Origin of the sequence: Leifsonia sp. fls2-241-R2A-40a (assembly GCF_030209575.1) — a bacterium.
Taxonomy (GTDB): Bacteria; Actinomycetota; Actinomycetes; order Actinomycetales; family Microbacteriaceae; genus Leifsonia.
On sequence record NZ_JARVRS010000001.1, the window covers coordinates 661,937 to 684,893 of the forward strand.

General features: G+C 71.0%; 23 protein-coding genes. 10 read left to right on the forward strand and 13 right to left on the reverse strand.

The features are described 5' to 3' along the window. Window positions 1-88 precede the first annotated feature (88 nt). Window positions 89-1,522: a xylulokinase gene (gene xylB, locus QRN40_RS03195; RefSeq protein WP_285114035.1), complete on the forward strand. Its 1,434-nt coding sequence runs from the start codon at window positions 89-91 to the stop codon at window positions 1,520-1,522. A 36-nt stretch (window positions 1,523-1,558) separates the two neighbouring features. Here xylB and QRN40_RS03200 read toward each other — a convergent pair whose 3' ends face one another. Together QRN40_RS03200 and QRN40_RS03205 are read right to left on the reverse strand one after the other, a co-directional pair. Beyond that, window positions 1,559-2,056 carry a gluconokinase gene (locus QRN40_RS03200; protein ID WP_350224750.1) on the reverse strand — a complete coding sequence of 166 codons (498 nt, stop codon included), beginning with the start codon at window positions 2,054-2,056 and terminating at the stop codon, window positions 1,559-1,561. Further along, the gene (locus QRN40_RS03205; protein WP_285114036.1) at window positions 2,053-3,474 is read right to left on the reverse strand and encodes a GntP family permease; all 1,422 of its coding nucleotides are present in this window, start codon (window positions 3,472-3,474) and stop codon (window positions 2,053-2,055) included. Before QRN40_RS03205 ends, QRN40_RS03200 begins: the two co-directional genes overlap by 4 nt. Window positions 3,475-3,618: 144 nt before the next feature. Here QRN40_RS03205 and QRN40_RS03210 point away from each other — a divergent pair, with 144 nt between their 5' ends. Continuing rightward, a complete protein-coding gene (locus QRN40_RS03210) occupies window positions 3,619-4,311 on the forward strand; it encodes a FadR/GntR family transcriptional regulator (protein ID WP_285114037.1) in 693 nt (230 codons plus the stop codon). A gap of 20 nt (window positions 4,312-4,331) precedes the next feature. Here QRN40_RS03210 and QRN40_RS03215 read toward each other — a convergent pair whose 3' ends face one another. The 3 genes from QRN40_RS03215 to QRN40_RS03225 all read right to left on the reverse strand — a co-directional run bounded on the left by QRN40_RS03215 (window position 4,332) and on the right by QRN40_RS03225 (window position 8,200). Continuing rightward, complete coding sequence (locus QRN40_RS03215) at window positions 4,332-5,723, reverse strand: MFS transporter (protein ID WP_285114038.1); 1,392 nt, start codon at window positions 5,721-5,723, stop codon at window positions 4,332-4,334. Window positions 5,724-5,775: 52 nt separating this feature from the next. Next, window positions 5,776-6,786 (reverse strand): LacI family DNA-binding transcriptional regulator, encoded by a 1,011-nt coding sequence (locus QRN40_RS03220; RefSeq protein ID WP_285114039.1) that lies wholly within the window; start codon window positions 6,784-6,786, stop codon window positions 5,776-5,778. A gap of 73 nt (window positions 6,787-6,859) precedes the next feature. Continuing rightward, complete coding sequence (locus tag QRN40_RS03225; protein WP_285114040.1) at window positions 6,860-8,200, reverse strand: APC family permease; 1,341 nt, start codon at window positions 8,198-8,200, stop codon at window positions 6,860-6,862. Window positions 8,201-8,304: 104 nt separating this feature from the next. Between QRN40_RS03225 and QRN40_RS03230 the strand changes: the two genes are divergently transcribed. The 4 genes from QRN40_RS03230 to QRN40_RS03245 all read left to right on the forward strand — a co-directional run bounded on the left by QRN40_RS03230 (window position 8,305) and on the right by QRN40_RS03245 (window position 11,436). Further along, on the forward strand, window positions 8,305-9,891 hold the full coding sequence (locus QRN40_RS03230; RefSeq protein WP_285114041.1) for a Na+/H+ antiporter: 1,587 nt from the start codon (window positions 8,305-8,307) through the stop codon (window positions 9,889-9,891). A gap of 70 nt (window positions 9,892-9,961) precedes the next feature. Further along, complete coding sequence (locus tag QRN40_RS03235) at window positions 9,962-10,126, forward strand: hypothetical protein (RefSeq protein WP_285114042.1); 165 nt, start codon at window positions 9,962-9,964, stop codon at window positions 10,124-10,126. Between the two features lie 82 nt (window positions 10,127-10,208). Continuing rightward, window positions 10,209-10,415 (forward strand): hypothetical protein, encoded by a 207-nt coding sequence (locus QRN40_RS03240; protein WP_285114043.1) that lies wholly within the window; start codon window positions 10,209-10,211, stop codon window positions 10,413-10,415. A 70-nt stretch (window positions 10,416-10,485) separates the two neighbouring features. Beyond that, window positions 10,486-11,436, forward strand: coding sequence for a helix-turn-helix transcriptional regulator (locus QRN40_RS03245; protein ID WP_285114044.1), 951 nt, complete (start codon window positions 10,486-10,488; stop codon window positions 11,434-11,436). 12 nt (window positions 11,437-11,448) lie between these two features. Here the strand turns inward: QRN40_RS03245 and QRN40_RS03250 are convergent, their stop codons facing one another. Beyond that, on the reverse strand, window positions 11,449-11,718 hold the full coding sequence (locus QRN40_RS03250; RefSeq protein WP_285114045.1) for a hypothetical protein: 270 nt from the start codon (window positions 11,716-11,718) through the stop codon (window positions 11,449-11,451). 97 nt (window positions 11,719-11,815) lie between these two features. After that, window positions 11,816-12,928: a carboxylate-amine ligase gene (locus QRN40_RS03255; RefSeq protein WP_285114046.1), complete on the reverse strand. Its 1,113-nt coding sequence runs from the start codon at window positions 12,926-12,928 to the stop codon at window positions 11,816-11,818. A 229-nt stretch (window positions 12,929-13,157) separates the two neighbouring features. On the opposite strand from QRN40_RS03255, the gene QRN40_RS03260 reads away from it, so the two are divergent. Then, the gene (locus QRN40_RS03260) at window positions 13,158-13,412 is read left to right on the forward strand and encodes a hypothetical protein (protein WP_285114047.1); all 255 of its coding nucleotides are present in this window, start codon (window positions 13,158-13,160) and stop codon (window positions 13,410-13,412) included. Window positions 13,413-13,425: 13 nt separating this feature from the next. On the opposite strand, the gene QRN40_RS03265 is transcribed toward QRN40_RS03260, so the two are convergent. Genes QRN40_RS03265 through QRN40_RS03275 form a run of 3 tightly spaced genes read right to left on the reverse strand, consistent with a single transcriptional unit; the run spans window position 13,426 to window position 16,407 of the window. After that, window positions 13,426-13,845, reverse strand: coding sequence for a VOC family protein (locus QRN40_RS03265; protein ID WP_285114048.1), 420 nt, complete (start codon window positions 13,843-13,845; stop codon window positions 13,426-13,428). A gap of 20 nt (window positions 13,846-13,865) precedes the next feature. Next, entirely contained in the window at window positions 13,866-15,011 is a 1,146-nt protein-coding gene (locus QRN40_RS03270; protein ID WP_285114049.1) for a cystathionine gamma-synthase, read from the reverse strand. 31 nt (window positions 15,012-15,042) lie between these two features. Further along, window positions 15,043-16,407 carry a cystathionine beta-synthase gene (locus QRN40_RS03275; RefSeq protein WP_285114050.1) on the reverse strand — a complete coding sequence of 455 codons (1,365 nt, stop codon included), beginning with the start codon at window positions 16,405-16,407 and terminating at the stop codon, window positions 15,043-15,045. 64 nt (window positions 16,408-16,471) lie between these two features. Between QRN40_RS03275 and QRN40_RS03280 the strand changes: the two genes are divergently transcribed. Next, window positions 16,472-17,143 (forward strand): metal-dependent transcriptional regulator, encoded by a 672-nt coding sequence (locus QRN40_RS03280; RefSeq protein ID WP_285114051.1) that lies wholly within the window; start codon window positions 16,472-16,474, stop codon window positions 17,141-17,143. Here the strand turns inward: QRN40_RS03280 and QRN40_RS03285 are convergent, their stop codons facing one another. From QRN40_RS03285 to QRN40_RS03295, 3 genes are all read right to left on the reverse strand, one after another. After that, a complete protein-coding gene (locus QRN40_RS03285; RefSeq protein ID WP_285114052.1) occupies window positions 17,144-18,388 on the reverse strand; it encodes an Nramp family divalent metal transporter in 1,245 nt (414 codons plus the stop codon). A 61-nt stretch (window positions 18,389-18,449) separates the two neighbouring features. Then, the gene (locus QRN40_RS03290) at window positions 18,450-18,803 is read right to left on the reverse strand and encodes a nuclear transport factor 2 family protein (protein ID WP_285114053.1); all 354 of its coding nucleotides are present in this window, start codon (window positions 18,801-18,803) and stop codon (window positions 18,450-18,452) included. Between the two features lie 33 nt (window positions 18,804-18,836). Further along, window positions 18,837-20,726 (reverse strand): ABC transporter ATP-binding protein, encoded by a 1,890-nt coding sequence (locus QRN40_RS03295; protein ID WP_285117431.1) that lies wholly within the window; start codon window positions 20,724-20,726, stop codon window positions 18,837-18,839. Window positions 20,727-20,896: 170 nt separating this feature from the next. On the opposite strand from QRN40_RS03295, the gene QRN40_RS03300 reads away from it, so the two are divergent. Together QRN40_RS03300 and QRN40_RS03305 are read left to right on the forward strand one after the other, a co-directional pair. Further along, entirely contained in the window at window positions 20,897-22,582 is a 1,686-nt protein-coding gene (locus QRN40_RS03300; RefSeq protein WP_285114054.1) for an acyltransferase family protein, read from the forward strand. Beyond that, window positions 22,579-22,812, forward strand: coding sequence for a hypothetical protein (locus QRN40_RS03305; RefSeq protein ID WP_285114055.1), 234 nt, complete (start codon window positions 22,579-22,581; stop codon window positions 22,810-22,812). Before QRN40_RS03300 ends, QRN40_RS03305 begins: the two co-directional genes overlap by 4 nt. Window positions 22,813-22,957: the final 145 nt, after the last annotated feature.

The window sequence follows — 22,957 nt, forward strand, 5'->3', positions numbered from 1 at the left end:
CCATTTCCGCGAGGTGCTCGCAGTTGCTCCCCCGACCGGCGTGTCGGCAGCGACTGCGAGCACCTCGATCGTCTGAAAGGACCTCCGCGTGACACTCGTCGCCGGCGTCGACTCCTCGACCCAGAGCTGCAAGGTGGTCGTCCGCGACCTCGAGACGGGCGCACTGGTGCGCTCGGGGCGCGCCGCGCATCCCGACGGCACCGAGGTCGACCCGGCCGCCTGGTGGGCGGCACTGCAGGAAGCCCTCGAAGCGGCGGGAGGGCTCGACGACGTCGAGGCCATCTCGATCGCCGGGCAGCAGCACGGAATGGTGGTGCTGGATGCGGAGGGTCGCGTCATCCGCGACGCCCTGCTCTGGAACGACACCCGCTCCGCGCAGGCCGCCCGCGACCTGATCGACGAAGTCGGCGCGGAGGCGTATGCCTCACGCGTCGGCGTGGTGCCGGTCGCGTCGTTCACGGCGACCAAGCTGCGTTGGCTGCGCGACACCGAACCGGAGGACGCGGCCCGCGTGTCCGCCGTCGCCCTCCCCCACGACTGGCTGACCTGGCGCCTCCTCGGCTACGGCCCTGCCGGCGAGAGCGAGCTCGGACCGGACCTGGAGGCGCTGACCACCGACCGCTCCGACGCGAGCGGGACGGCGTACTGGGGTGCCGCGACCGGGGCCTACGACTTCGACCTGTTCGAGCGGGCGCTGGGGCGGCCGGGGCGTGAGGCGGGAACCGAAACCTCAGCCGGCTCGGTGATCCTCCCCCGTGTGCTCGGGCCCGCCGAAGCCGCCGGACGCACCCCGTCCGGCGTGCTGGTCGGACCGGGCGCCGGTGACAATGCGGGCGCGGCCCTCGGCCTCGGCGCCGCGGAAGGCGACGTCGTGGTGTCGATCGGCACCTCCGGCACGGTCTTCGCGGTGACGGATGCGCCCATCGCGGACGCCACCGGGACGGTCGCCGGCTTCGCCGACGCCTCCGGGGTGTCGCTGCCGCTGATCGCGACCCTCAACGCCGCGCGCGTGCTGGGGTCCGTCGCGAGCCTGCTCTCGGTCGACCACGACGGCCTCGCCGAGCTCGCCCTCTCGGCCGAGCCGGGGTCGGGCGGCGTGGTGCTCGTCCCCTACTTCGAGGGCGAGCGGACGCCGAACCTCCCGGATGCCAAGGCCAGCATCCACGGCCTGACCCTCGCGTCGACGACGCCCGCCAACCTGGCGCGCGCGGCGATCGAGGGGATGCTGTGCGGGCTCGCCGACGGACTCGACGCCGTGCGCTCCGCGGGCGTGCGCGAGCGGCGCATCCTGCTGATCGGCGGCGCCGCGCAGAACCCGGCCGTCGCGCAGGTCGCGGCGCAGGTGTTCGACGCACCCGTCGAGGTGCCCGCCCCCGGCGAGTACGTCGCCGACGGCGGCGCCGTCCAAGCCGCCTGGGCGCTCACCGGAACCCGCCCGGCGTGGACCGTCGAGACCTCCGCCGCCCTCCCCACGGACACGCGCCCGGTCATCCGCACCCAGTACGCCGCCGCCCGCGCATAGCCTCCCGCTCTCGAGCCCCGAAGCCGGCCCAGCCGGTCAGGCGGCGAGGGCGGAGGCCGCGGACGCCACGAGGGTCGCAGGTGGTGCGGCGATGTCGAGCGTGAGGTGGCGCTCGTCGTCGGCGGGCGGCTCGAGGGTCTCGAGCTGCGAGAGCAGCATCCCGGCTTTCATGAAGTGGTGCTCGCGCGACGCGAGGCGCTCGGCCAGCAGCTCGGGCGTCCCCGTCAGGTGGAGGAAGACGACCTCGTCTCGCCGCAGGACGTCGCGGTAGCGCTTCGCCAGCGCCGAGCACGCGACGACGACCGAGCGGCCGGCGTCGAGACGTTCGTCCATCCACGCGGCGATGGCGGCGAGCCAGGGCGCGCGGTCGTCGTCGGTGAGCGGGATGCCCGCTCCCATCCGCTCGACATTGGCTGCGGGGTGGAGGGCGTCGCCCTCGAGCAGCTCCCAGCCGAGTCGGTCGGCGAGCAGGGCGGCGACGGTCGATTTGCCGCAGCCCGCCACGCCCATCACGACGACCGCGCGGGCGCTCACCCGAGGCCGCCGACGAAGAGGCTGAGGATGAGCACGCCGGCCAGGCCGACGAGCGAGACCAGGCACTCCAGCACCGTCCAGCTCTTCAGGGTCTGCGGGATGCTCAGCCCCAGGTACTCCTTCACCAGCCAGAACCCGGCGTCGTTCACGTGCGAGAAGAACACCGAGCCGGCGCCGATCGCGAGGACCATGAGCGAGATCATCGGCGTGGACAGGTGCGCGGTCAGCGGCAGGAGGATGCCCGCAGCGGTGACCGTGGCGACCGTCGCGGATCCGGTGGCGACGCGGATGAGCGCCGCGACCGTCCAGGCCAGGAGGAGCACCACGATGCCGCTGGCCCCGGTCGCCCAGCCCGCGATGACCTGACCGATGCCGGTGTCGACGAGGACCTGCTTGAAACCGCCGCCCGCGCCGACGATGAAGATGATGCCCGCGATGGGCGGCAGCGACGAGCCCAGGCTCGTCTGGATCGCCTTGCGGTTCATCCCGCCGCCGACTCCGAGCAGGAGCAGTCCGGCGAGCACGGCGACGGTCAGGGCGATCACCGGGGTTCCGAGGAAGTCGAGCACGACCTTCCACACCGGCGACGCGGTGGGGGACGCGATGTCGGCGACCGCCTTGCCGAGCATCAGCACCACGGGGAGAAGGATGCTGACCAGAGCGGCGGCGAACGACGGACGACGCCGCGCGTCGCCCTGACTCTCGTCCGGCACGAACAGGTCGGGCACACCGACCGGGACCCACTTCGCGGCGAAGCGGCTGAACACCGGTCCCGCGATGGCGATGGTCGGGATGGCGACGAGCACGCCGAAGGCCAGGGTCAGTCCCAGGTTGGCTCCGAGCGCGCCGATCGCGACCAGCGGTCCCGGGTGCGGCGGGACCAGACCGTGCATCGCCGAGAGGCCGGCGATGGTCGGAAGCGCGATGCGCATGAGCGGAAGGCCCGAACGGCGGGTGACCAGGATGATCACCGGCATGAGGAGCACGAGGCCGACCTCGAAGAACATCGGGAGCCCGATGATCGCGCCGACGGCGCCCATCGTCCACGGCAGCAGCCGGGTGCTGGTCCGCGAGACGAGGGTGTCGACGATCCTGTCGGCCCCGCCCGAGTCGGCGAGCAGCTTGCCGTACATCGCGCCGAGGCCGATGAGCACTCCGACGCTGCCCATGGTGTTGCCGAAGCCGGTGATGAAGCTGCCGATCGCGACGTCGGCCGCCATGCCGCCGACGAGGCCGGCGACGAGCGACCCCAGGAGGAGCGAGAGGAAGGGGTGGAGCTTGAGCCACGTGATGAGCACCACGATCACCGCGATTCCGGCGATGGCTGCGATGATCAGCTGGCCTTCCGGCGCTGTCGGCTCTGGGGTGGGTGCGGGGGCTGCTGCGGCTACGATGCGCGCAAGCGTCGCTGTGGTCATGAACGTCCTCGGTCGTGAAGGGGATGGGGCACGAACACTCTAGGAATAAATCTGATTTGTGTCTAATCTGTGAACGTAATAGCTGACGTATAGCGAATCGGCATTGTTTTGACCCGATCAGACCCACCCCGGATAATGAGGGATGTGACCCAGCCAGCGCCCGGCTCCCTGCACGAGCAGGCGATCGCATCCCTGGGCGCGCGCATCGTGTCGGGCGACATCCCGGTGGGCAGCGTCCTCACCCCGGAGGGCCTCGGGATCTCGCGGACGGTCCTGCGCGAATGCATCCGCGTGCTCGAATCGCTCGGGCTGGTCCACGCACGCCGCCGCCGCGGCACCGTAGTGATGCCCGCGTCGGAGTGGCAGGCCCTGGACCCGCGCATCCTGAGTTGGCGCCTGGCCGGGCCCGACCGCCTGACGGCGCTCGGCGATCTCAGCGAACTGCGGCTGGCCGTCGAGCCGGTCGCCGCGCGTCTGGCGAGCGCCCGGGCGACGCCCGAGCAGTGCGGCGCCCTCACCGCCGCGATCGTCGGGATGTCCGCCACCCAGCGGTCGGCAGACCACGAGGAGTACCTGGCCCACGACCGGGACTTCCACAGCATCCTGCTGGAGGCGTCGGGCAACCCCGTGTTCGCGGCGCTCAGTAGCGCCGTGGCCGAGGCCCTCAACGGTCGGACCGTCCACGCGCTCATGCCCGACACGGCGAATCCGGAGGCGATCCGGCTGCACGAGGAGGTCGCCGCAGCGGTCCGACGTGGGGATGGGGCGTCGGCCGAGAACGCGATGCGCGCCATCGTCGAGGAGGCGGACACCGCCGTCCAGCGCCCGGCACGCTGACCCGGCGAGCCCGGGAGGGATCAGCCGCGAGCGCGCAGGCGCGGTCCGAGGAGCCAGGCCACCACGCACAGCACCGCGGCGACGGCGAAAGCGCCGGCGAACGGCCAGCCACCCGCGAGTCCGCGGAGCGCGGCGAAGACGACGGCGGTCGTCGCGAGCGCCACGGCCGATCCCGTCGCGTCGGCGATGGACAGCGCCGAGCTGTTGAAACCCTGGTCCTCCGGAGTCGAGTACTCCAGGGTGAGCACGCCGAGGCGCGGGTAGAGGATGCCCATCCCGGCTCCGGCGAACGCCCAGCCGACCACGACGAGGACAGGGTTGAGGTGCCAGACCGCGGTCGCGATGAGCGACGCCAGCGCGATCGACAGCCCGAGGGTACCGAGGCGGGCGGCCGTGCGGTTGCCGATCCCGGGGAACCGGCCCTGCACCCAGGACCCCGCGGACCAGGTGAGCCCCGCGGCGGTGAGGGCGAGCCCGGCGATCGCCGCTGAGAGCCCGTACTGCGTCACCATGATCAGGGGTACATAGACCTCGGAGGCGAAGAAGGTCCCCGCGATGACCGCGCGCATGAGGATCACGCTGGGGAGTCCCCGACGCGCCAGCAGCGTCCCCGTCGGGATCAGCGGCCTGATGGCCAGCGCGGCGACCACAGCGGCGGCGACCGGCACGATCCACTGCACCGGGCCGCTCGTTTCTGCGGCCAGCGTGAGCGCCAGCACCGACGCGGCGAGCAGGAGCGCCCACAGCAGGCGTCCCACTCGGAACGGTCCGCCCTCACCCGCCGGGAGGACCCCGCGCATGACCGGGACCACCATGAGCATCGCGAGGGCGACCAGCGCCACGACCCCGAGGAAGACCCAGCGCCAGCCCACCGTCTCGCTGAGGAGGCCTGCAATGAACGGGCCGATCAGCGAGGGGATGACCCAGGCGGCGGCGAAGCCGGCGAAGATCCGGCCGTGCAGCACCGGCGGGTAGACGCGCGCGACGATCACGTAGAGCACGACGGTCAGCGCCCCGCCGCCCAAGCCGTGGACCAGCCGCCCGGCGACGAAGACGCCCATCGTCGGCGCGGTGCCGGCGATGAGGAGGCCGGCCGCGAACAGCACGACGGAAGCGATGAGGGCGCCGCGCGGGCTCCCGCGGTCGGACCAGGCGCCGGCGGCGACCATTCCCACGACACTGACGGCCAGCGGGCCGGCGAACGCGAAGGCGTAGAGCGCGGCGCCGTCGAGTTCGCGGCTGACGGTCGGCATGATCGTCGTGACCGCGAGCGCTTCGAAGGCGGCGAGCGTGATCAGCAGGCACATCCCGATGCTCGTCCAGCGGTAGCGCGGGCTCAGCACGCCGCCCGGCGGCGCGGCGTCGGGCGATGCGGAGGCCGCGGACACCGAATCCAGGTCGCGCGAGCTCATGGGGACCAGCCTAGGCCGCACCCGCCCCCGCCGCCCGAGCAGCGGGCGGCCCTCACGCCGGAGGAGCGGTGGATGCGCGCACGACGAGATCGGGCAGCAGGCTGACCGCAGTGGGCTCGAGGCCGCCCTCGATCTCGGAGACGAGGCTTTCGACGCTGCGCCGCCCGAGGTCGGTGAAGTCTTGCAGCACCGTCGTCAGCGGAGGCCAGAAGTGCGCCGCTTCGGGGATGTCGTCGAAGCCGACGACGCTGAGGTCGTCCGGGAGGCGGCGGCCGAGCTCGCGGGCCGCGTGGTAGAGCCCCAGCGCCATCTGGTCGTTCGACGTGAAGACGGCCGTCACGTCACTGTCGGCCAGAAGCTGCACTCCCTGCCGGTAGCCGGACTCCGCCGTCCAGTCCCCCTCGGCGACCGACTCCAGCTCCAGACCGGCGTCGGCCAGTTCGGTGCGGTAGCCGTGCACGCGCGCCTGTGCTTCGAACCACTCCAGGGGTCCGGAGATGTGCGCGATCCGGCGGTGACCGAGTTCGATCAGGTGTCGGGTGGCGACCCGGGCGCCGGCGACCTGGTCGACCGTCAGCTCGCGCTGCACCACCGACGGGCCGCCCTGCAGCGTGACGTACGGCACGTCGAGTCCGGCGGTCTCGAGCTGGTCGATGACCACCTCCTGCGGCGCGATGACGACGATGCCCTCGACCGATTGCGCCAGCAGGTGGTCGAGGCCTGCCGCGATCGACTCGCCAGTCAGGTCGGCGAGCTGCGAGACCGCGACGTAGTAGCCCGCTGCACGTCCGGCGTCCTGGATCGCATTGATGCTGGACACCGGGCCGTAGAGGGCGGCGGCCGAGGTCGACAGCACGCCGATCGTGCGCGAGCGGGCCGTGACCAGGGCACGGGCCGCGCGATTGGGGCGGTAGTGCAGCTGGACCATCGCATCCCGCACCCGCTGCCGGGTGGAGTCGCGGATGCTGGGGTGCCCGTTGATAACCCGGGAGACGGTCTGGTGCGAGACACCGGCGAGGGCGGCGACGTCGCGCATGCTGGCCGCACGCGGATGCTCTGTCACGGCGTCCCCCTCTCTGCGTCGCGGTTCCCCTCCCGCGAGCGGCGCCCCGGCATCGCCGCGGCGGCTGCCCCCATTATGCGTGATCGGTGGTCGCCGTCCGCCGCGTTCGGCGGGCGATCACTCCCACGACGAGCGCGATCACCGCGACGCCGGCCGGAAAGACGAGGTGCCAGGCCGCCAGCACCAGGAGCCCGGCCGCCAGCACGCAGGAGATCAGCGCCATCCACCAGCCGGCGGACCGGGCGGGCAGCAACCGCAGGGCCGACGCGACGCCGAGCCCGTAGACGGCCGCCGCGATGCTGGTGTGGACGAGGATGAACGGCTGGAGGTCGCCGCTCGCGAGCACGACCACGGAGTACAGCGCCATCACCACCGCCGACAGCAGCAGCCCGCGCCGGGCGACGGCGCCGTTCTCGACGCCGCGGCCGAACCAGGCGGGCAGGTCTCCGTCGCGTCCCATCGCCGCACCGAGCTTGCTGAACGCCGCGAGGTAGGCGTTGAACACGCCGGTGACGACGATCGCCGCGATGACCGCGACCACCACCCCGCCGCCGGACCCTGTGGCGACCTCGACCAGGTCGAGCAGCGGCACCGCGCTGGTCGCCGCGCGGTCGCCCAGCACGACGACGGTGACCGTCTGGATGGCGAGGTACGCCACCGAGACGATGACGAGCGCCAGGGCGGTCGCCCGCGGGATGTCGCGCCGCGGATTGCGGAACTCCCCGCCGATGCCGGCCACGGCCTCCCATCCGGCGAAGGCCCAGATGTACAGGCTCATCGCCAGCCCGACCCCGCCCCAGCCGTGCGGGAGCACCGGCTGCAGGTTCGCGGGGTTCGCATGCGGCGCCGCCGCGGCCAGGACGAAGACGAGCACGGCGATCAGCGCGCCCGAGAGCACCAGCTGGACCGACGCCGCGAAGCGAACACCGAAGGCCGTGACGATGATCGGGATCACCATGAGGCCGACCGCGATCAGCGTGGTGCTCACGGTGTCGCCACCGATGACGGCGACGACGTAGCGAGCGGTCATGAGTGCTGCGATCGGAGCCCCGATAGGCGTGCCGAAAAAGAACCAGTAGCTGATGACGCGCGCCGCATCCGGCCCGAACGCGCGGCGCGCGAAGGTGGCCACGCCACCGGCGTCGGGATGACGCCGGGCGAGGGCCGCGAAGGTGGCGGCGAGCGGGATCGAGATCAGGGCGAGGGCCCCGACCGCGATGATGGCCCCGGGCCCGGCGGCCGCCGCGGCGAGCGCCGGGAGCACCAGGATGCCGGTGCCCAGGACCGCCGCGATGTACAGCGCCGTTCCGCCCGCCACCCCGAGCCGGCCGTGCGTTGCGGCCGGCACCCGGGGGTCGGGACGCTCGGGCTCCGGATCGCGGGCGCGCATGGTCGAGCGCCCGCGTTCCGTCATGCTCCCATCTTGGCGTGAGCCCCCGACATCGCGCACCCGCACATCCTCCCGCGAGGGTTCCGGGGCGTCCGCGACCGCGGGAGGATGTGGAGGAAGGAGGTCCCGTGCTCGGACTCGAACTCGTGGTCGTGATCGGCGTCACCACCCTGTTGACGAAGGTCATCGCCCGGAAGACCGGGATCGCCCAGCCACTGCTCCTCGTCGGGATCGGCATCCTGATCGGGCTGATCCCGCTCTTCGGCGCGGTCGAGCTGGCGCCGGAGGTGGTGCTGTTCCTCTTCCTCCCGGCGATCCTGTACTGGGAGAGTCTCACCACCTCGCTGCGCGAGATCAAGTCGAACCTGCGCGGCATCGTGCTGATGAGCACCGCGCTCGTGGTCCTCACAGCCGCCGTCGTCGCCGTCATCGGGCACGCCATGGGGCTGCCCTGGGGCCCGGCCTGGGTGCTGGGCGCCGCCATCGCGCCGACGGACGCCACCGCGATGACGTCGTTCACCCGCGACCTCCCGCGGCGCAACGTGACGATCCTGCGCGCCGAGAGCCTGGTGAACGACGGGACGGCGCTCGTCCTCTGGTCGCTCGCGGTCGGATTCACCGTCGGCGACGCCGACGTCAGCTTCGGCGCGGTGACCCTCACGCTCCTGGTCGCGTACGTCGGCGCCGCGGCCGTCGGCGCGGCGGTCGCCTGGCTGGCGATCCAGGCGCGGAAGCGGATGCGCGACGCGATCACGCAGAACATCGCGATGCTGCTGACGCCGTTCGTCGCCTACCTGCTGGCCGAGCTCATCCACGCGTCCGGTGTGCTGGCGGTCGTCGTAGCGGGGCTGATCATCAGCCAGGCCGGCCCCCGGATCGGCATCGCGGAAGGGCGGCGGCAGTCGGACGCCTTCTGGTCCTTCTCGACGTTCCTGCTCAACGCCAGCCTGTTCGTCCTGGTGGGGATCGAGCTCCCCCGCTCGACCGCCGAGCTCGCAACGCGCGACCTGGGGATGGGCCTGGCCGCGATCGTCGCCGTGACCCTCGCCATCGTGGCGGTGCGCTTCGTGTTCCAGTTCACGTCCGTGTGGCTGATCCGGCTGCTCGACCGGCGCCCGCAGCAGAAGGCGCGACGGATGAGCAACCGCTGGCGCGTCGTCAGCAGCCTCTCGGGGTTCCGGGGCGCCGTGTCCCTGGCGGCCGCCCTCGCCATCCCCGCCGCCGTCGGCTCCGGGCAGCCCTTCCCCCACCGCGATTTCATCGTGTTCGTCACCACCGGGGTCATCATCGTGACCCTCGTCCTCCAGGGGCTGGTGCTCCCCGGGGTCGTCCGCTGGGCCCGTCTCCCCTCCGACGAGTCGGTCGGGCACGAGCTCCGACTCGCCGAGACCAGTGCGACCCGCGCGGCACTTGACGAGTTGCCTCAGCTCGCCCGGCAGATCGGGGTCGACCCGGAGATCAGCGAACGCATCCAGGGCGAGTTCGAGGAGCACCTGCAACTGCTCGAAGTCGAGGACGAGGACGAGGAGGGCGACGACGCCGTCGAGCGCAGCCGACAGGACACCGAGCTGCGCCTCGCCCTGCTGCACTGCAAGCGGGAAGAGGTGGTCCGCCTCCGCGACGAGGGCGAGATCGACGACATCGTGCTGCGGGATGTGCAGCGCCGGCTGGATGTGGAGGAGGTCCGCCTCACGGGCCGCGAGCCGGGCGAATGACCGCCGGCCCTATCCGGTCTCCGCGCGGCCGTCTACCATCGCGCTCAGAGCATCCGAGGAGGGAGCACGCATGAGCGACGCCAAGGAGAACTGGCCGGAGACCGCATCGGGCGAGCCGATCGACGTGGACGCCATCGCGGAGGGCGGCGACGACGTCGGACCGTACGACGCGGACGGCGTGTTCGAGCCGGAGCACGACGAGTTCGACCCGCTGGAGGACGACAGCGGCAACTGAACCCGATCGCACCTCTTGTCCCCCGCTCCTGTACCCCGTAGGGTCATGCGTAGACAGGCCGCACCAGGGGAGGAAGTGCAGCGTGACGACATTCGAAGCACCGATCGGGAACGTTCCGAAACCGGGTCAGGACGTGCACCTGGTCCGCTGGATCCGCTCAGCGGACGGCTGGACCAGCGAGACATTGCTGTGCACCTACCTGCGCTGCACTCCGGATCACTGGATCGTGGATTCGCGCGGCGAGCAGGTCTCGCTCGCCCGGGACGAGTGGTCGCAGTTCGCCTTCTGATCTGCGACGCGGGCCTAAACTGGGTGGAGCGAGTGCCCGGTCCCGATCCCCGCGCTCCAGGAGGAGTCCCGTGCCCGGAACGTTCCACACCCGCGATGTCGCAGCCGACACCGGGGAGGCGGAGCAGATCCTGCGGCGCAGCTACGGCGAGGTGTCGCTCGCGGCCCGTACGCGCGAGAACGGCCTGAGTTACGCGGAGGAGCTCTGGGGAGACGAGCGGATGCTGCTCGGCCGCCACCGCTTCGGCGGCGAGCTGTCGCTCTCGTTCGGGCTGCCGTTCATCGCTGTCGGGTCGGCGCGGGGAAGCTACCGCTGGCAGGCGGGTGACCAGGACGGCGATCTGACGGCCGCGCCGGCACTGTTCCAGCCGGAGATCGGGGCGCGCGGCGACATCGCCGTGGCCGACGTGACGGTGGTCGCGCTGGAGGTGCGATCCGTGCGGCGGACCGCACGGGCCCTTTTCGGCGAGGACGACCTCGTGCCGCGATTCGTCGCCGCCTCGCCGGTGTCCCCGCAGCTGGCGCGCCAGTGGCGGGCAGTCCACGATCTGGCCTGGCGGCAACTCCGCGACGGAGCCTTCGAGAGTCCGCTGCTGCGCGCCTCCCTCTACCGGCAGCTCGCGGTCGGGATGCTGGAGACGTTCCCGCTCGCGGGCGACCACGACGCCCGGCGGACGACGGTCGCCTCGCGCGCCGTCGCCTTCAAGCGGGCGGTGCAGTACATCGACGAGCACGCCTCGCTCCCGATCACGGCGGACGACATCGCTCTCGCCGCCGGGACGTCCGTGCCGGAGCTCGTCCGCGCCTTCGACATGCACCTGCCCTTCTCGCCCCAGCAGTACCTGCGGAGCGTCCGGCTGAGCGCGGCGCATCGCGACCTCATGGAGGCGGACCCCACCCGCGCCGTGACCGTCACCGACGTCGCCTCCCGGTGGGGCTTCGCCGACGAGCGGACGTTCACGCGGCTGTACCTCGAGCGCTTCGGCCAGCCGCCGCACCGGACTCTCAGCCGCGAGGGCTGAGCCCGCGACGCGCTAGAGCCCGGCCTGCCCCGCGAGCATCTCGACGGCGACCCGCCAGTCCCGCGCCGGGATGCCGTCGCCGGCCTCCTCCTCCCCGGGTAGACGGGCGACGAACGCCGGCCACAGCTCACCGGTGCTGTGCACCTCTTCGATGAGCCCCAGGTACTCGCCCCCGTAGTAGACCTCCCAGGCGGCCGTCGCGGTGGGGCTGTACATGAGGGTCAACGGCAGCGAGCCGTACGTGTAGACGGCGTGCTGGTGGGCGAGCGCCTTCTCCGTCATGACCGCAGAATAGGCGCGATCGTTCGCGCACGGAAGGGCGTGCGACCCTCCGTGACGAGGGCCCGGCGGTGACCTGAGCGCCGCCCCGAGCGACGGGTCACGCGACGACCTGGTCGTCGTCCTCCGACTGCTCGTGCGTGGACGCGACGGCGAGGGCCACCACGTCGCGCATGCGTCCGCGGCGCAGGAAGGCCGCACGCTGACGGCCCGCCCCTCCCCCGGTCGCGTGGATGCGCGCGATGCCCCTCCGGACCAGCGTCAGGTCGCCGTTCGCCTCGAGGGCGTCGGACGTGTGCGCGAGCAGCGCATCGACCGCTTCGACCGCCGAGACCTCGCGCCAGGTGACCGGATGCGGCAGCGACCCCGTGACACCCGTCAGCGCGGCCTGCCACTCCGCCAGCCGGAGCGCGGCGGACGGGACGGCCGCGGGGGCGACGCCGGTCTGCCACTCCTCCACGGCGGTGTCGACGAGCGCGCGCACCAGGGCCGCGATCACCGCGGCGTCGCGCGCGTCGAGGCAGACGTCGGCGACGCGGATCTCCACGGTCGGCTGCTTGTGGGAGACCCGGGCGTCGAGATACAGCATCCCCGTGTCGAGGATCACGCCGGTGTCGACCAGGAAGCGCTCGAACCGGTCGTACGCCTCGACCGATCCGAACACATCCGTCGGGCCGGCGCTCTGCCACTGGTGCCAGGCGACGAAGCGGTAGCTCGCGTGTCCGGTGTCGGCCCCTCCGAAGAACGGCGAGTTAGCGCTCAGCGCGAGCAGCGTCGGCAGCCAGGTGCGGATGCGGTCGAGAACCGCGACGCCTTCCTCGCGCGAGTGAATGCCGACATGCACGTGGTAGCCGCACACCAGGGTGCCCCGCGCGGTCAGACCGTAGCGTTCGATCATCTTCGCGTAGCGCGGGTCGTCGGTGACGTGCGGCCGCAGGCGCATCGGCGACATGGCGACCGCGATGGCGCGTGCACCGTGCAGCTGGGCCAGACCGTCGGCGAGCTCGCGGCCGGCGATGATGTCGAGAAGCAGCTCGCTCGTCTCGGTCTGCGGACGCGTCTGCGTCTCGATCATCTCCTGCTGGATCTCGGCGCTGACCGACGGCCCGTCCACGACGGGCGGCGCATCCGCCAGCACGAGCGGAGCCACCGGCGACGCCACCCCGCGCGCGTCGACCAGGAGGAGCTCCTCCTCCACCCCGAAAGTCCTCACCCCTCAACTATCGGTGAGGGGCGACGGGCGGACAATACCCGAACGGCCGTGAATCTGCCGTGCGTGGTGTGACATCGATGCCATGCGGATCGGGTGCTGCAGCGATCCGCATCACCGGCGTGAAACGTCGTATTTCATTTGGAAAGCGACAATCGGTGTCCTATAACTGTTCTGGAGCGCAAGCAATCATCATTGCGCTCCTGTCCGGCGCACGAGGAGTCGACTGACCATGTGGGACACCACGACGCGGATCCCCTTCGAGGCATCCCTGCTGAGCGAGCGCAGCGACATCAAGGGCCGGGCCTCCCTGCTGCGGACCATCGCCGCTCATCCGGGGATCACGGTCGACGAGCTGAACGACCTGCGCCTCCCGGGGCTGTTCGCCGACCTGCGGTCGCTCCACCGCGCGGGCGTCATCCACGCGAGCACGACGCCGCCGCGGTTCTTCGAACGCACCACGCGCGTCTTCCCGTTCGGCGAGTAGCAGGCGCCGACGCTCACGCCACTGTGAGCGTCCCGTCCTCCGCGAGCGCCCACCCGGGATTGAACGCGACCTCCCAGACGTGACCGTCGGGGTCCGCGAAGTACCCCGAGTAACCGCCCCAGAACACGCGCTCGGCCGGCTTCAGGATGCGCGCACCGGCCGCTTCGGCCTCCGCGAGCACGCGGTCGACCTCGGCCTCGGAGCGCTGGTTGCACGCGAGCGTGATCCCGCTGAACGTGCCGTCGACCGGATGCCGCGCATCCTCGGCCAGGTCATCCCGGCTGAACAGCGCGAACGCCATCCCGGGCAGCTGATAGAAGACGACGCCCTCCGGGGCGTCGGCGGGGCGCCAGCCGAGCCCTTCCTCGTAGAAGGCGCGCGAGCGCCCCAGGTCGGCGACCCCGAGCGTCACGAGACTGATGCGTTGATCCATGCGCCCGAGGCTAGCGCCGACTACCGGCCGAGCGCCTGCTCCACATCCGCGAGCAGGTCGTCGACGTCTTCGATGCCGACCGACAGGCGCACGATGTTGTCGGGCACCTCGAGCGCTGTGCCCCGGACGGACGCGTGCGTCATCTCCGACGGGTAGCCAATGAGCGACTCGACGCCGCCGAGCGACTCCGCGAGCTGGAACACCCGGGTGGACTCGGCGAAGCGACGGGCGGCAGCGGCTCCGCCCGCGAGCGCCACCGACAGCATCCCGCCGAAGCCGCTCATCTGGCGCGCGGCCAGCTCGTGGCCGGGGTGGTCGGGAAGACCCGGGTAGTAGACGGTCTCCACGCCGTCGTGGCCGACGAGCGCCTCCGCGATCGCCTGGGCGTTCGCGCTGTGCTGCCGGACGCGCACCTGCAGGGTCTTGATGCCGCGCACCGTCAGCCAGGCATCCATCGGCGACGACACCGCGCCGGCCGCGAACTGGATGAACTGCGCCTTCTGCGCGAGCTCCTCGTCGGCGAAGATCAGCGCTCCGCCGATGACGTCGGAGTGACCGCCGAGGTACTTGGTGGTCGAGTGGACGACGACGTCCGCGCCGAACGACAGCGGCTGCTGCAGCGCAGGCGAGGCGAAGGTGTTGTCCACCACCACGACCGCTCCGACCGCGTGCCCGAGCTCCACCAGGGCGGCGATGTCGCTGATCTTCATCAGCGGGTTGCTGGGCGTCTCGATCCACAGCATCCGCGTGCCGTCGGCGCCGAGCGCCGTGCGGACGGCGTCCAGGTCGGCGAGGTCGACGGTGGTGTTGCGGATGCCCCACTCGGAGTGGATGCGGTCGATCAGCCGGTGCGTGCCGCCGTAGGCGTCGTTGCCGAGCACGATGTGGTCGCCCGGGCGCAGGGCGGCCCGCAGGAGCGCATCCTCAGCGGCGAGCCCAGAGGCGAACGACAGCGCGCGCACCCCGCCCTCGAGCGAGGCGAGCAGCGTCTCGAGCGAGGTCCGCGTGGGGTTGCCGGCGCGGCCGTACTCGTAGCCGTTGCGCAGGCCCCCGATGCCGTCCTGCACGAAGGTCGAGGTCTGGTAGATCGGCGGGATGATGGCGCCGGTGGTGGGGTCGAACTCCTGACCCTCGTGGATGGCGCGCGTGGCGAAACCGTGTGTCATTGTCGTGTCTCCTGTGTGGCCGCGGGCGGCGTCAGTCGCTGAAGTAGTTGAGCAGGTCCTGCCGGGTGAGCACCGCGACGGGCTTGCCGCCGTCGGTCACCAGCAGGGCGTTGGTCGTCGCGAGCGCGGCGCGAGCGGCGGTCACCGGCTCGTTGACGCCGATGAGTTCGAGCGGCTCGCCCAGGTGCTGGCCCACCGAGTCGCTCATCTCCGCATGCCCGCTGAACACCGCATCCACCAGCGACCGCTCGTCGAGCGCTCCGGCGACCTCGCCCATGACGACGGGCGGCTCGGCCGTGAGGACGACCAACTGCGAGACGCCGTAGGTGTTCATGGTCTGGATCGCGTCGCGCACCGTCTCGGACGGATGCGTGTGCACCAGGTCGGGCAGCGACCCGCTCTTCGTCTTGACGACGTCGTGCACCGTGGACTCGTCGGGAACCTCGCTGAAGCCGTAGGACTGCATCCAGCGGTCGTTGAAGATCTTGGCCAGGTAGCCGCGGCCTCCATCCGGGAGGATCACCACCACGATGTCGTCGGGACCGAGATCCTTCGCCGCCTCGAGCGCCGCGACGACGGCCATGCCGCTGGAACCGCCGACGAGGATGCCCTCTTCGCGGGCGAGCCGTCGGGTCATCCGGAAGGCGTCCGCGTCGGTCACCGCGATCACTTCGTCGACGACCGTCGGGTCGTACGCGCCGGGCCAGAAGTCCTCGCCGACGCCCTCGACGAGGTACGGCCGGCCGGTCCCGCCCGAGTAGACGGAGCCCTCCGGGTCGGCGCCGACGATGCGCACCGCTCCGTCGGAGATCTCCTTGAGGTACCGACCGGTTCCGGTGATGGTCCCGCCGGTGCCCACGCCCGCGACGAGGTGCGTGATGCGCCCGTCGGTGTCGCGCCAGATCTCGGGACCCGTGGTCTCGTAGTGACTGCGCGGCCCGTTCGGATTGAAGTACTGATTGGGCTTGAACGCGCCCGGGATCTCGGCGGCCAGGCGGTCCGACACCGAGTAATAGGAGTCGGGATGCTCCGGCGGCACGGACGTCGGCGTCACCACCACCTCCGCGCCGTAGGCGGTGAGGACGTTGATCTTGTCCTCGCCCACCTTGTCGGGGAGCACGAACACGCACCGATACCCGCGCTGCTGCGCGACCAGGGCGAGCCCGACTCCGGTGTTGCCGCTCGTCGGTTCCACGATGGTGCCGCCGGGCTTCAGAAGCCCTTCCTGCTCCGCAGCGTCGATGATGCGGGATGCGATGCGGTCCTTCGACGAACCTCCGGGGTTCAGGTACTCGAGTTTGACGAGCACCGTCGCCGCGATCCCGTCGGTCAGCCTGTTGAGCTTCACGAGCGGGGTGTCGCCGACCAAGTCGATGATGGTCTCTGCGTACTTCACCCGACCCACCTTAACAGCGGGAGTCCGCCGGGACGACCGTGTGACGCCCGCCTAGACTCGCCTCATGCCCGTATCCGACCTGTCGCCCGTCGCGCAGGACTACCTGAAGATCATCTGGTCGGCGACCGAATGGTCGGACGAGGCGGTCACGGTCAAGCAGCTGTCCGAGCGGATGGGCGTGCGCGCGGCCACGGTCTCCGACGGCCTCCGCCGCCTCTCCGAGCAGGGCCTCGTGGCCCACGAGCGGTACGGCGGCGTGGAGCTCACCGAGGCGGGAAGGCGTCACGCCGTCGCGATGGTGCGCCGCCACCGGCTGATCGAGACGTTCCTCGTCGAGGAGCTCGGCTACCGCTGGGACGAGGTGCACGACGAGGCGGAGGTGCTCGAGCACGCCGTCTCGGACGAGCTGGTCGAACGGATGGACCGCCGCCTCGGGTTCCCGGCGCGCGATCCGCACGGCGACCCCATCCCGACGGCCGACGGCACGCCGCGGCGGGTGGATGCCGTCCCGCTGCTGGACGCGCAGGCGGGCACTCCGCTGGCGGTGGTCCGCATCTCGGACGCCGACCCGGCCGTGCTGCGCTACCTCGGCGAGCGCGGCATCGGGCTCGACACCCCGCTCACGGTGGAGGAGCACCGCGCCTTCGCGGGCGACGTCACCGTCCACCTCGACGGCGTTCCCGTGGTGCTCGGTGCGACGGCCGCCTCCGCCGTCTGGGTGACCGCGCGGCCGTAGTCAGGCGCGCAGCACGGTGAGCACCACCAGCGCCAGGTTCAGCAGCACCACGAGCCCGGCGACGGTCGCGCCCACGATGCGCACCCACACCCGGTCGACGGAGTCGCCCATCACCGCGCGCGAGCCGGTCAACCGCAGCAGCGGGATCATGGCGAACGGGATGCCGAGGCTCAGGAACACCTGCGACAGCACCAGCGCCCAGGTCGGGTCGACGCCGAGGGCGAGCACGATCACCGCCGGGATGAGCGTCACCACCCGCCGGGTCAGCAGCGGCACACGCAGGCGCAGCAGCCCGCCCATGATGGTCGCCCCGGCGTAGCTGCCCACCGAGGTGGAGGCGAGTCCCGAGGCGAGCAGCCCGATCGCGAACACAACGCCGATCGCCGGGCCGAGCGCCGCCGAGATCGCCGCGTGCGCGCCCTCGATGGTGTCCGTCCCGGCGACGCCGCGGAGCGAGGACGCGGCGACGAGCAGCATCGCGATGTTGACGGCGCCGGCGAGGACGAGCGCGAGCACCACATCCAGCCGGGTCGCCCGCAGCAGGGTCCGCGTGCGCCGCGCGTCTCCGGGCGGACCGTGGCGGTCCCGCGCGAGCGCCGAGTGCAGGTAGATCGCGTGGGGCATCACGGTCGCGCCGAGCATGCTGGCCGCCAGCAGCACCGTCGGAGCCCCGTCGAAGCGCGGGACGAGCCCGGCCGCCGCCTCGCCCCAGTCGACCGGGCTGACGAACAGCCCGGCCAGGAAGCCGACCGCGATCACGCCCAGCAGGCCGAGCACGATCGCCTCGAAGGGACGCTGCCCACGGCGCGACTGGATCGCCAGGATGCCGATGGCGACCACTCCGACGATGAGGCCGCCGAGCGGCAGCGGAAGCCCGAACAGCAGGTTCAGCGCGATGGCCCCGCCGATGACCTCGGCGATGTCGGTCGCCGCCGCGACCAGCTCGGCCTGCACCCAGTAGGCGCGGCGGGTCCCCGTCCCCAGTCGCTCGCCGAGCAGCTCCGGGAGGCTGCGGCCCGTGACGATGCCCAGCTTGGCCGACTGGTACTGGACGAACACGGCGATGGCGTTCGCAGCGACCAGCACCCACACCAGCAGGTACCCGTAGCGCGCACCCGCGGTCAGGTTCGCCGCGACGTTCCCCGGGTCGACGTACGCGATCGCGGCCACGAACGCCGGCCCCAGCAGGAGCAGCAGCCGCGCAGGCGCGGCGCGGGACGTTCGCTCGTCGACCCCGACGCTCATCCCGCCTCCCGCAACAGAAAATTTAGGTCAGTCTAACTCTCCTCCGCTTCGCCGGGTATGGCTAGGCGGCCAGCAGCGTGAGCAGCGAGACGATGCGGCCGTCCCGTACCTCGATCACGTCGACGCCGCGGGCGACCGGGGCGCCCTCAGGGCCGAACGTCCAAGCGAGGGCGCCGCTCGTGGCACCGAGGTAGACCGGGCCGGCGTCGGCGAAGGCGAACGTCTCGGGCGCACTGTCGAGCAGGCCCGCGGCCTTGGCCTCGAGCGCATCCCACCCGGTCACTGCACCTTCGGGGTCGGTGAAGACGACGTCCGGCGCGTACACGCGCTCGATCGCCTCGCGGCGGGAGGTCGCATCCCGGTTGCCGAAGACGTCGCGGAGGTTGGCGGAGAGCAGTTCGGTGATCGTGGGCACGCAGGGTCCTTTCGTCGAGGTGCGGGGCGGCGGCTACTCCTCGAGGAGAGCGCCCTCGGTCTGCTCGCGGTACAGCCGCGAGTACACGCCGCCCTGATCCAGCAGTTCCCGGTGCGTCCCCCGCTCGACGACCTGTCCGTGATCGATGACGAAGATGACGTCGGCGGAGACGATGGTGGAGAGCCGATGAGCGATCGCGATGGTGGTGCGGCCGCTGGAGGCGGTGTCCAGCGCCTGCTGCACGACACGCTCCGAGATGGTGTCGAGGGCGCTCGTCGCCTCGTCGAGGATGAGCACCTCCGGGTCCTTCAGCAGCACGCGGGCGATGGCGATGCGCTGCTTCTCGCCCCCGGACAGGCGGTATCCCCGCTCCCCCACGATCGTGTCGTAGCCGTCGGGGAACCCGGCGATCGTCGCGTGGATGTTCGCCCGCTTGGCCGCATCCTCCAGCTCCTCCTGCGTGGCGTCGGGACGCGCGTACCGCAGGTTCTCGGCGATGGTCGCGTGGAACAGGTAGGTCTCCTGGCTCACCACCCCGATGTGCGAGACCAGCGACTCCTGCTGCAGTTCGCGGAGGTCGGTGTCCCCGAAGAGGATGCGCCCGCCGGTCGCGTCGTAGAACCGCGGGATCAGGTACGACACCGTCGTCTTGCCCGCGCCGCTCGGCCCGACGAACGCGGCGAACTCCCCGGGCTCGATGACGAACGACACGTCGTCGAGCGTGTTGCGCTCGCCGTCGCGGGCGTCCGGGTAGCGGAACTCGACGTGGTCGAACTCGATGCGGCCGAGGTCGCGGGCGGGGTCGACCGGAACGGCCTCCGGCCGGTCCGCGATCGCGGGCTTGAGGTCGAGGTACTCGAAGATCCGGGCGAACAGTGCGCTCGAGGTCTGCAGGTCGAGCGACACCCGCATGAGCGCGAGCAGCGGGAACAGCAACCGCGCCTGCACGGTCGTGAACGCGACGATCGTTCCGGCGGAGATGTCGTTCGCCCCGCCGAGGATCAGCCAGCCGGACACCAGGTACACGATCGCCGGGATGGACGACAGGAAGACGTTGACCATGGCGAAGAACCACTGGCCGCTCATCGCCTGCGACACCTGCAGGCGGATCTGGTTGCTGTTCTCGTCCGAGTAGCGCTCCACCTCGGCGCCCTGCCGATTGAAGCTCTTCGAGAGCAGGATGCCGGACACGCTCAGCGTCTCCTGGGTGATCGCCGTCATGTCCGACAGCGACTCCTGCGTCTTCGTCGCGATGCGCGCGCGCACCTGGCCGACCCGGCGCTGCGCGATGACGAGGATGGGCATCAGCACGACGGCGACGATCGTCAGCTGCCAGTTCAGGAGCAGCATGGCGACCAGCGCCGCGATCACGGTGACCGTGTTGCCGAGGATGCTCGACATCGTGTTGGTCAGAACATTGGCGACGCCACCGACGTCGTTCTGCAGCCGCGACTGGATGATGCCGGTCTTGGTGTGCGTGAAGAAGCTCAGCTCCATGGACTGCAGGTGCGAGAACAGCCGGACGCGCAGCGCGCCCATGACCTTGTTGCCGACGGATGCGGTGAGGTACGTCTGCCACACCCCGAGAAGCGCGGAGGAGACGAAGACGATCAGCATGACGACGACGATCTCGACGAGCACCGGCAGGTTCGGCTTGCCGCTCGGCGGGAACAGCCCCTGGTCGAAGGCGCGCTCGGTGAGCAGCGGGGGAATGACGGTGAGCGCCGCACCCGCGAGCACCAGCACCATCGTGACGATGATCGCCATCTTGTGCGGCGCGAACAGCTCCACGATGCGGCGGAACAGGTGCGGGATCTTCGGCGCGCTCGCGTTCAGGGCCCGCTGCGCCTCCGCATCCCCGCCGCTCACGCGTCCCCGGCCGCCACCGCCGCCGCGTCCGCCCCCGCCGGCAATCTGGCCCATCACGCTCATGGGATCAGCGTAACCCGCTGCAGGCGGCGGCCGGAGGCGCGGCCGAGAAGCCACTCCTTCGGTTCTGAGAGAAGGATTTGAATAACGTCACGTTTGTAGTGACGCGTCGTCGTCCACTCTGTGACGCACATGCGGCACGCCGACGACACCCAGGAGTTGCCATGTCCCTCGCCACGATGGAGGCGCAGTCCTGTTCAGCTCCTCGGCGGCGTCGGATGCCGGCGGGTCATATCCAAGCGATCGACGGCCTGCGCGCGGTCGCGGTTCTCGGGGTCGTCGCGTTCCACCTGAACGCGCTTCCTGGCGGATTCCTCGGCGTCGACCTGTTCTTCGTGATCTCGGGGTACGTCATCACCCGCGCCATCCTCACCCAGCGGGAAGCGGGGACCTTCCGCCTTGGCCGCTTCTGGTTCTCACGGATCAAGCGGCTCCTACCCGCGGTCCTCCTCGTGCTCATCGCGGTCGAAGTGTGGATCGCCGTCGTCGCTCCGGCCGGGCTGGAGCGCGTCACGGACGGCCAGTCGCTCAGCTCGCTCGTCTACGGCACCAACTGGTTCAATATCGCCGGCGATTTCGGCTATGCGGACGCCTCGCGAGAGTCGTCTCCGCTCAACCATCTGTGGTCACTCGCGATCGAGGAGCAGTTCTACCTCCTGTGGCCGGCCCTCCTGCTCCTGCTGCCCAAGCGCTGGCTCGTCCTCGCCGTGACGACGGCTGGAGTCGGCGCAGGACTCGTGTACGGCGTCGCCGCGCAACAGTTCTGGTCGTTCGACCGGCTGTACCAGGGCACCGATGTGCGAATGGTCGCGCTGGTCGGCGGAGCCATGATCGCCGCTTTCGGCGCCGGGGGCGGTCCCTCGCCCCTCCCTCGCGCCTTCTCGCGCGCGCTGAGGCGGCTCGCGCCGTGGATGGCTCTCGCCTCGGCCGTCGCTCTCGCGTGGCTGTGGGCGACACTCCCCCTCGATCGACGAATCTTCGGCGGACCGCTCGCCCTTGCGATCGTGCTCGAGATCGTCCTCGTCGCTTCCATCGCAGCTCCCTCCGCACGGCTGTTCGCCTCGGTGCTCAGTTGGGGGCCGCTCGTCTTCATCGGACGCCGCAGCTACGCGCTCTACCTCTGGCATTGGCCGGTGATCGTCATCGTCAGCGAGACCTACACCGGCTGGACCGACTGGGATCTGGCGGCTGCGCGAGCCGTCGCGATGGTGCTGCTCACGATGCTGTCGTACGCGCTGATCGAGAACCCGATCCGACGGATGAAGAACGCCGGACCGGGGTTGTGGATCGGGCTCGCAGCCGCCATCGCCGCTGTTGTCGCGCTCGCTTCCCTACCCGGAGGGGCGTGGGCTCCGTCATCCGGCGCACCTCGTGCTCAGGGGAGCACCGATCCACGACTCGCGGCAATCGAGCCGGGAAGGAAGGTCCTTGTGGCCGGCGATTCCTGGGCGGCTGCCCTGGCCCAAGGCATGACCGATCCGGAGTTCGGCGCCACAGTCGAGAACTACGGGCGGGGTGGATGCGGCATCGCCGACCCTCAGGCATACATGAACGACGACGCGTCGGTCGTTCCCCCTCCCGCGCAGTGCCTTGCCTGGCGGGCGGAGTGGGCGAGCGCCGTCGAGAAGGACCGTCCCGACGCCGTCGTGCTCACCACGGAAACTACGACCAGCGGAAGGCGAAGATCGACGGCAGGTGGGTCTATGTCGGCGACCCTGTGTTCGACGCCCGCTACAGCGCACACCTCGACGAGGCCATCTCCATCTTCACGAGCGCGGGGATACCCGTTTTCGTCACGAACACGGTGGTGCTCAACGGGGAACCGTTCCACACGCATTCCATCACGATGAACCGCCTGCTCAAGGAAGCCGCGGAGCGCAACTCCGGCGCCACGCTCATCGATTACGGCGGCTACCTCTGCCATCACGACGAGACGGCGAACTGCCCGCGCGTGCGCGACAGCCAGCCGATCTACGACGCGACGGGTCACCTGGCACCGTACTGGCAGCGGAGCGCCGCCCAGCTGGTTCTCTCCGAGATGCAGCGGCTCCTCGCGAGCCCGAAGCCCGCAGCAGGGTGATGCTAACCCTCGCGCGGGGGTGGACCGACGTGACGCAACCGTGATGCAAGCGCTTGACGTAAACGCTTGCAGACGAAGCGAGCGCGGGGGTACGGTGATCCGCGGGCGCACATCTGCGCCCGCACCAAGAGCTCAACGAGGAGTG

What these genes read in the sequence shown, in the direction of transcription:
- QRN40_RS03205 (WP_285114036.1), bottom strand. Translation starts at nt 3,474, where the DNA reads ATGACCACAGCGACGCTTGCGCGCATCGTAGCCGCAGCAGCCCCCGCA.
- QRN40_RS03215 (WP_285114038.1), bottom strand. Translation starts at nt 5,723, where the DNA reads ATGAGCTCGCGCGACCTGGATTCGGTGTCCGCGGCCTCCGCATCGCCC.
- QRN40_RS03225 (WP_285114040.1), bottom strand. Translation starts at nt 8,200, where the DNA reads ATGACGGAACGCGGGCGCTCGACCATGCGCGCCCGCGATCCGGAGCCC.
- QRN40_RS03235 (WP_285114042.1), top strand. Translation starts at nt 9,962, where the DNA reads ATGAGCGACGCCAAGGAGAACTGGCCGGAGACCGCATCGGGCGAGCCG.
- QRN40_RS03250 (WP_285114045.1), bottom strand. Translation starts at nt 11,718, where the DNA reads ATGACGGAGAAGGCGCTCGCCCACCAGCACGCCGTCTACACGTACGGC.
- QRN40_RS03260 (WP_285114047.1), top strand. Translation starts at nt 13,158, where the DNA reads ATGTGGGACACCACGACGCGGATCCCCTTCGAGGCATCCCTGCTGAGC.
- QRN40_RS03265 (WP_285114048.1), bottom strand. Translation starts at nt 13,845, where the DNA reads ATGGATCAACGCATCAGTCTCGTGACGCTCGGGGTCGCCGACCTGGGG.
- QRN40_RS03270 (WP_285114049.1), bottom strand. Translation starts at nt 15,011, where the DNA reads ATGACACACGGTTTCGCCACGCGCGCCATCCACGAGGGTCAGGAGTTC.
- QRN40_RS03280 (WP_285114051.1), top strand. Translation starts at nt 16,472, where the DNA reads ATGCCCGTATCCGACCTGTCGCCCGTCGCGCAGGACTACCTGAAGATC.
- QRN40_RS03285 (WP_285114052.1), bottom strand. Translation starts at nt 18,388, where the DNA reads ATGAGCGTCGGGGTCGACGAGCGAACGTCCCGCGCCGCGCCTGCGCGG.
- QRN40_RS03295 (WP_285117431.1), bottom strand. Translation starts at nt 20,726, where the DNA reads ATGGGCCAGATTGCCGGCGGGGGCGGACGCGGCGGCGGTGGCGGCCGG.
- QRN40_RS03300 (WP_285114054.1), top strand. Translation starts at nt 20,897, where the DNA reads ATGTCCCTCGCCACGATGGAGGCGCAGTCCTGTTCAGCTCCTCGGCGG.
- QRN40_RS03305 (WP_285114055.1), top strand. Translation starts at nt 22,579, where the DNA reads ATGAACCGCCTGCTCAAGGAAGCCGCGGAGCGCAACTCCGGCGCCACG.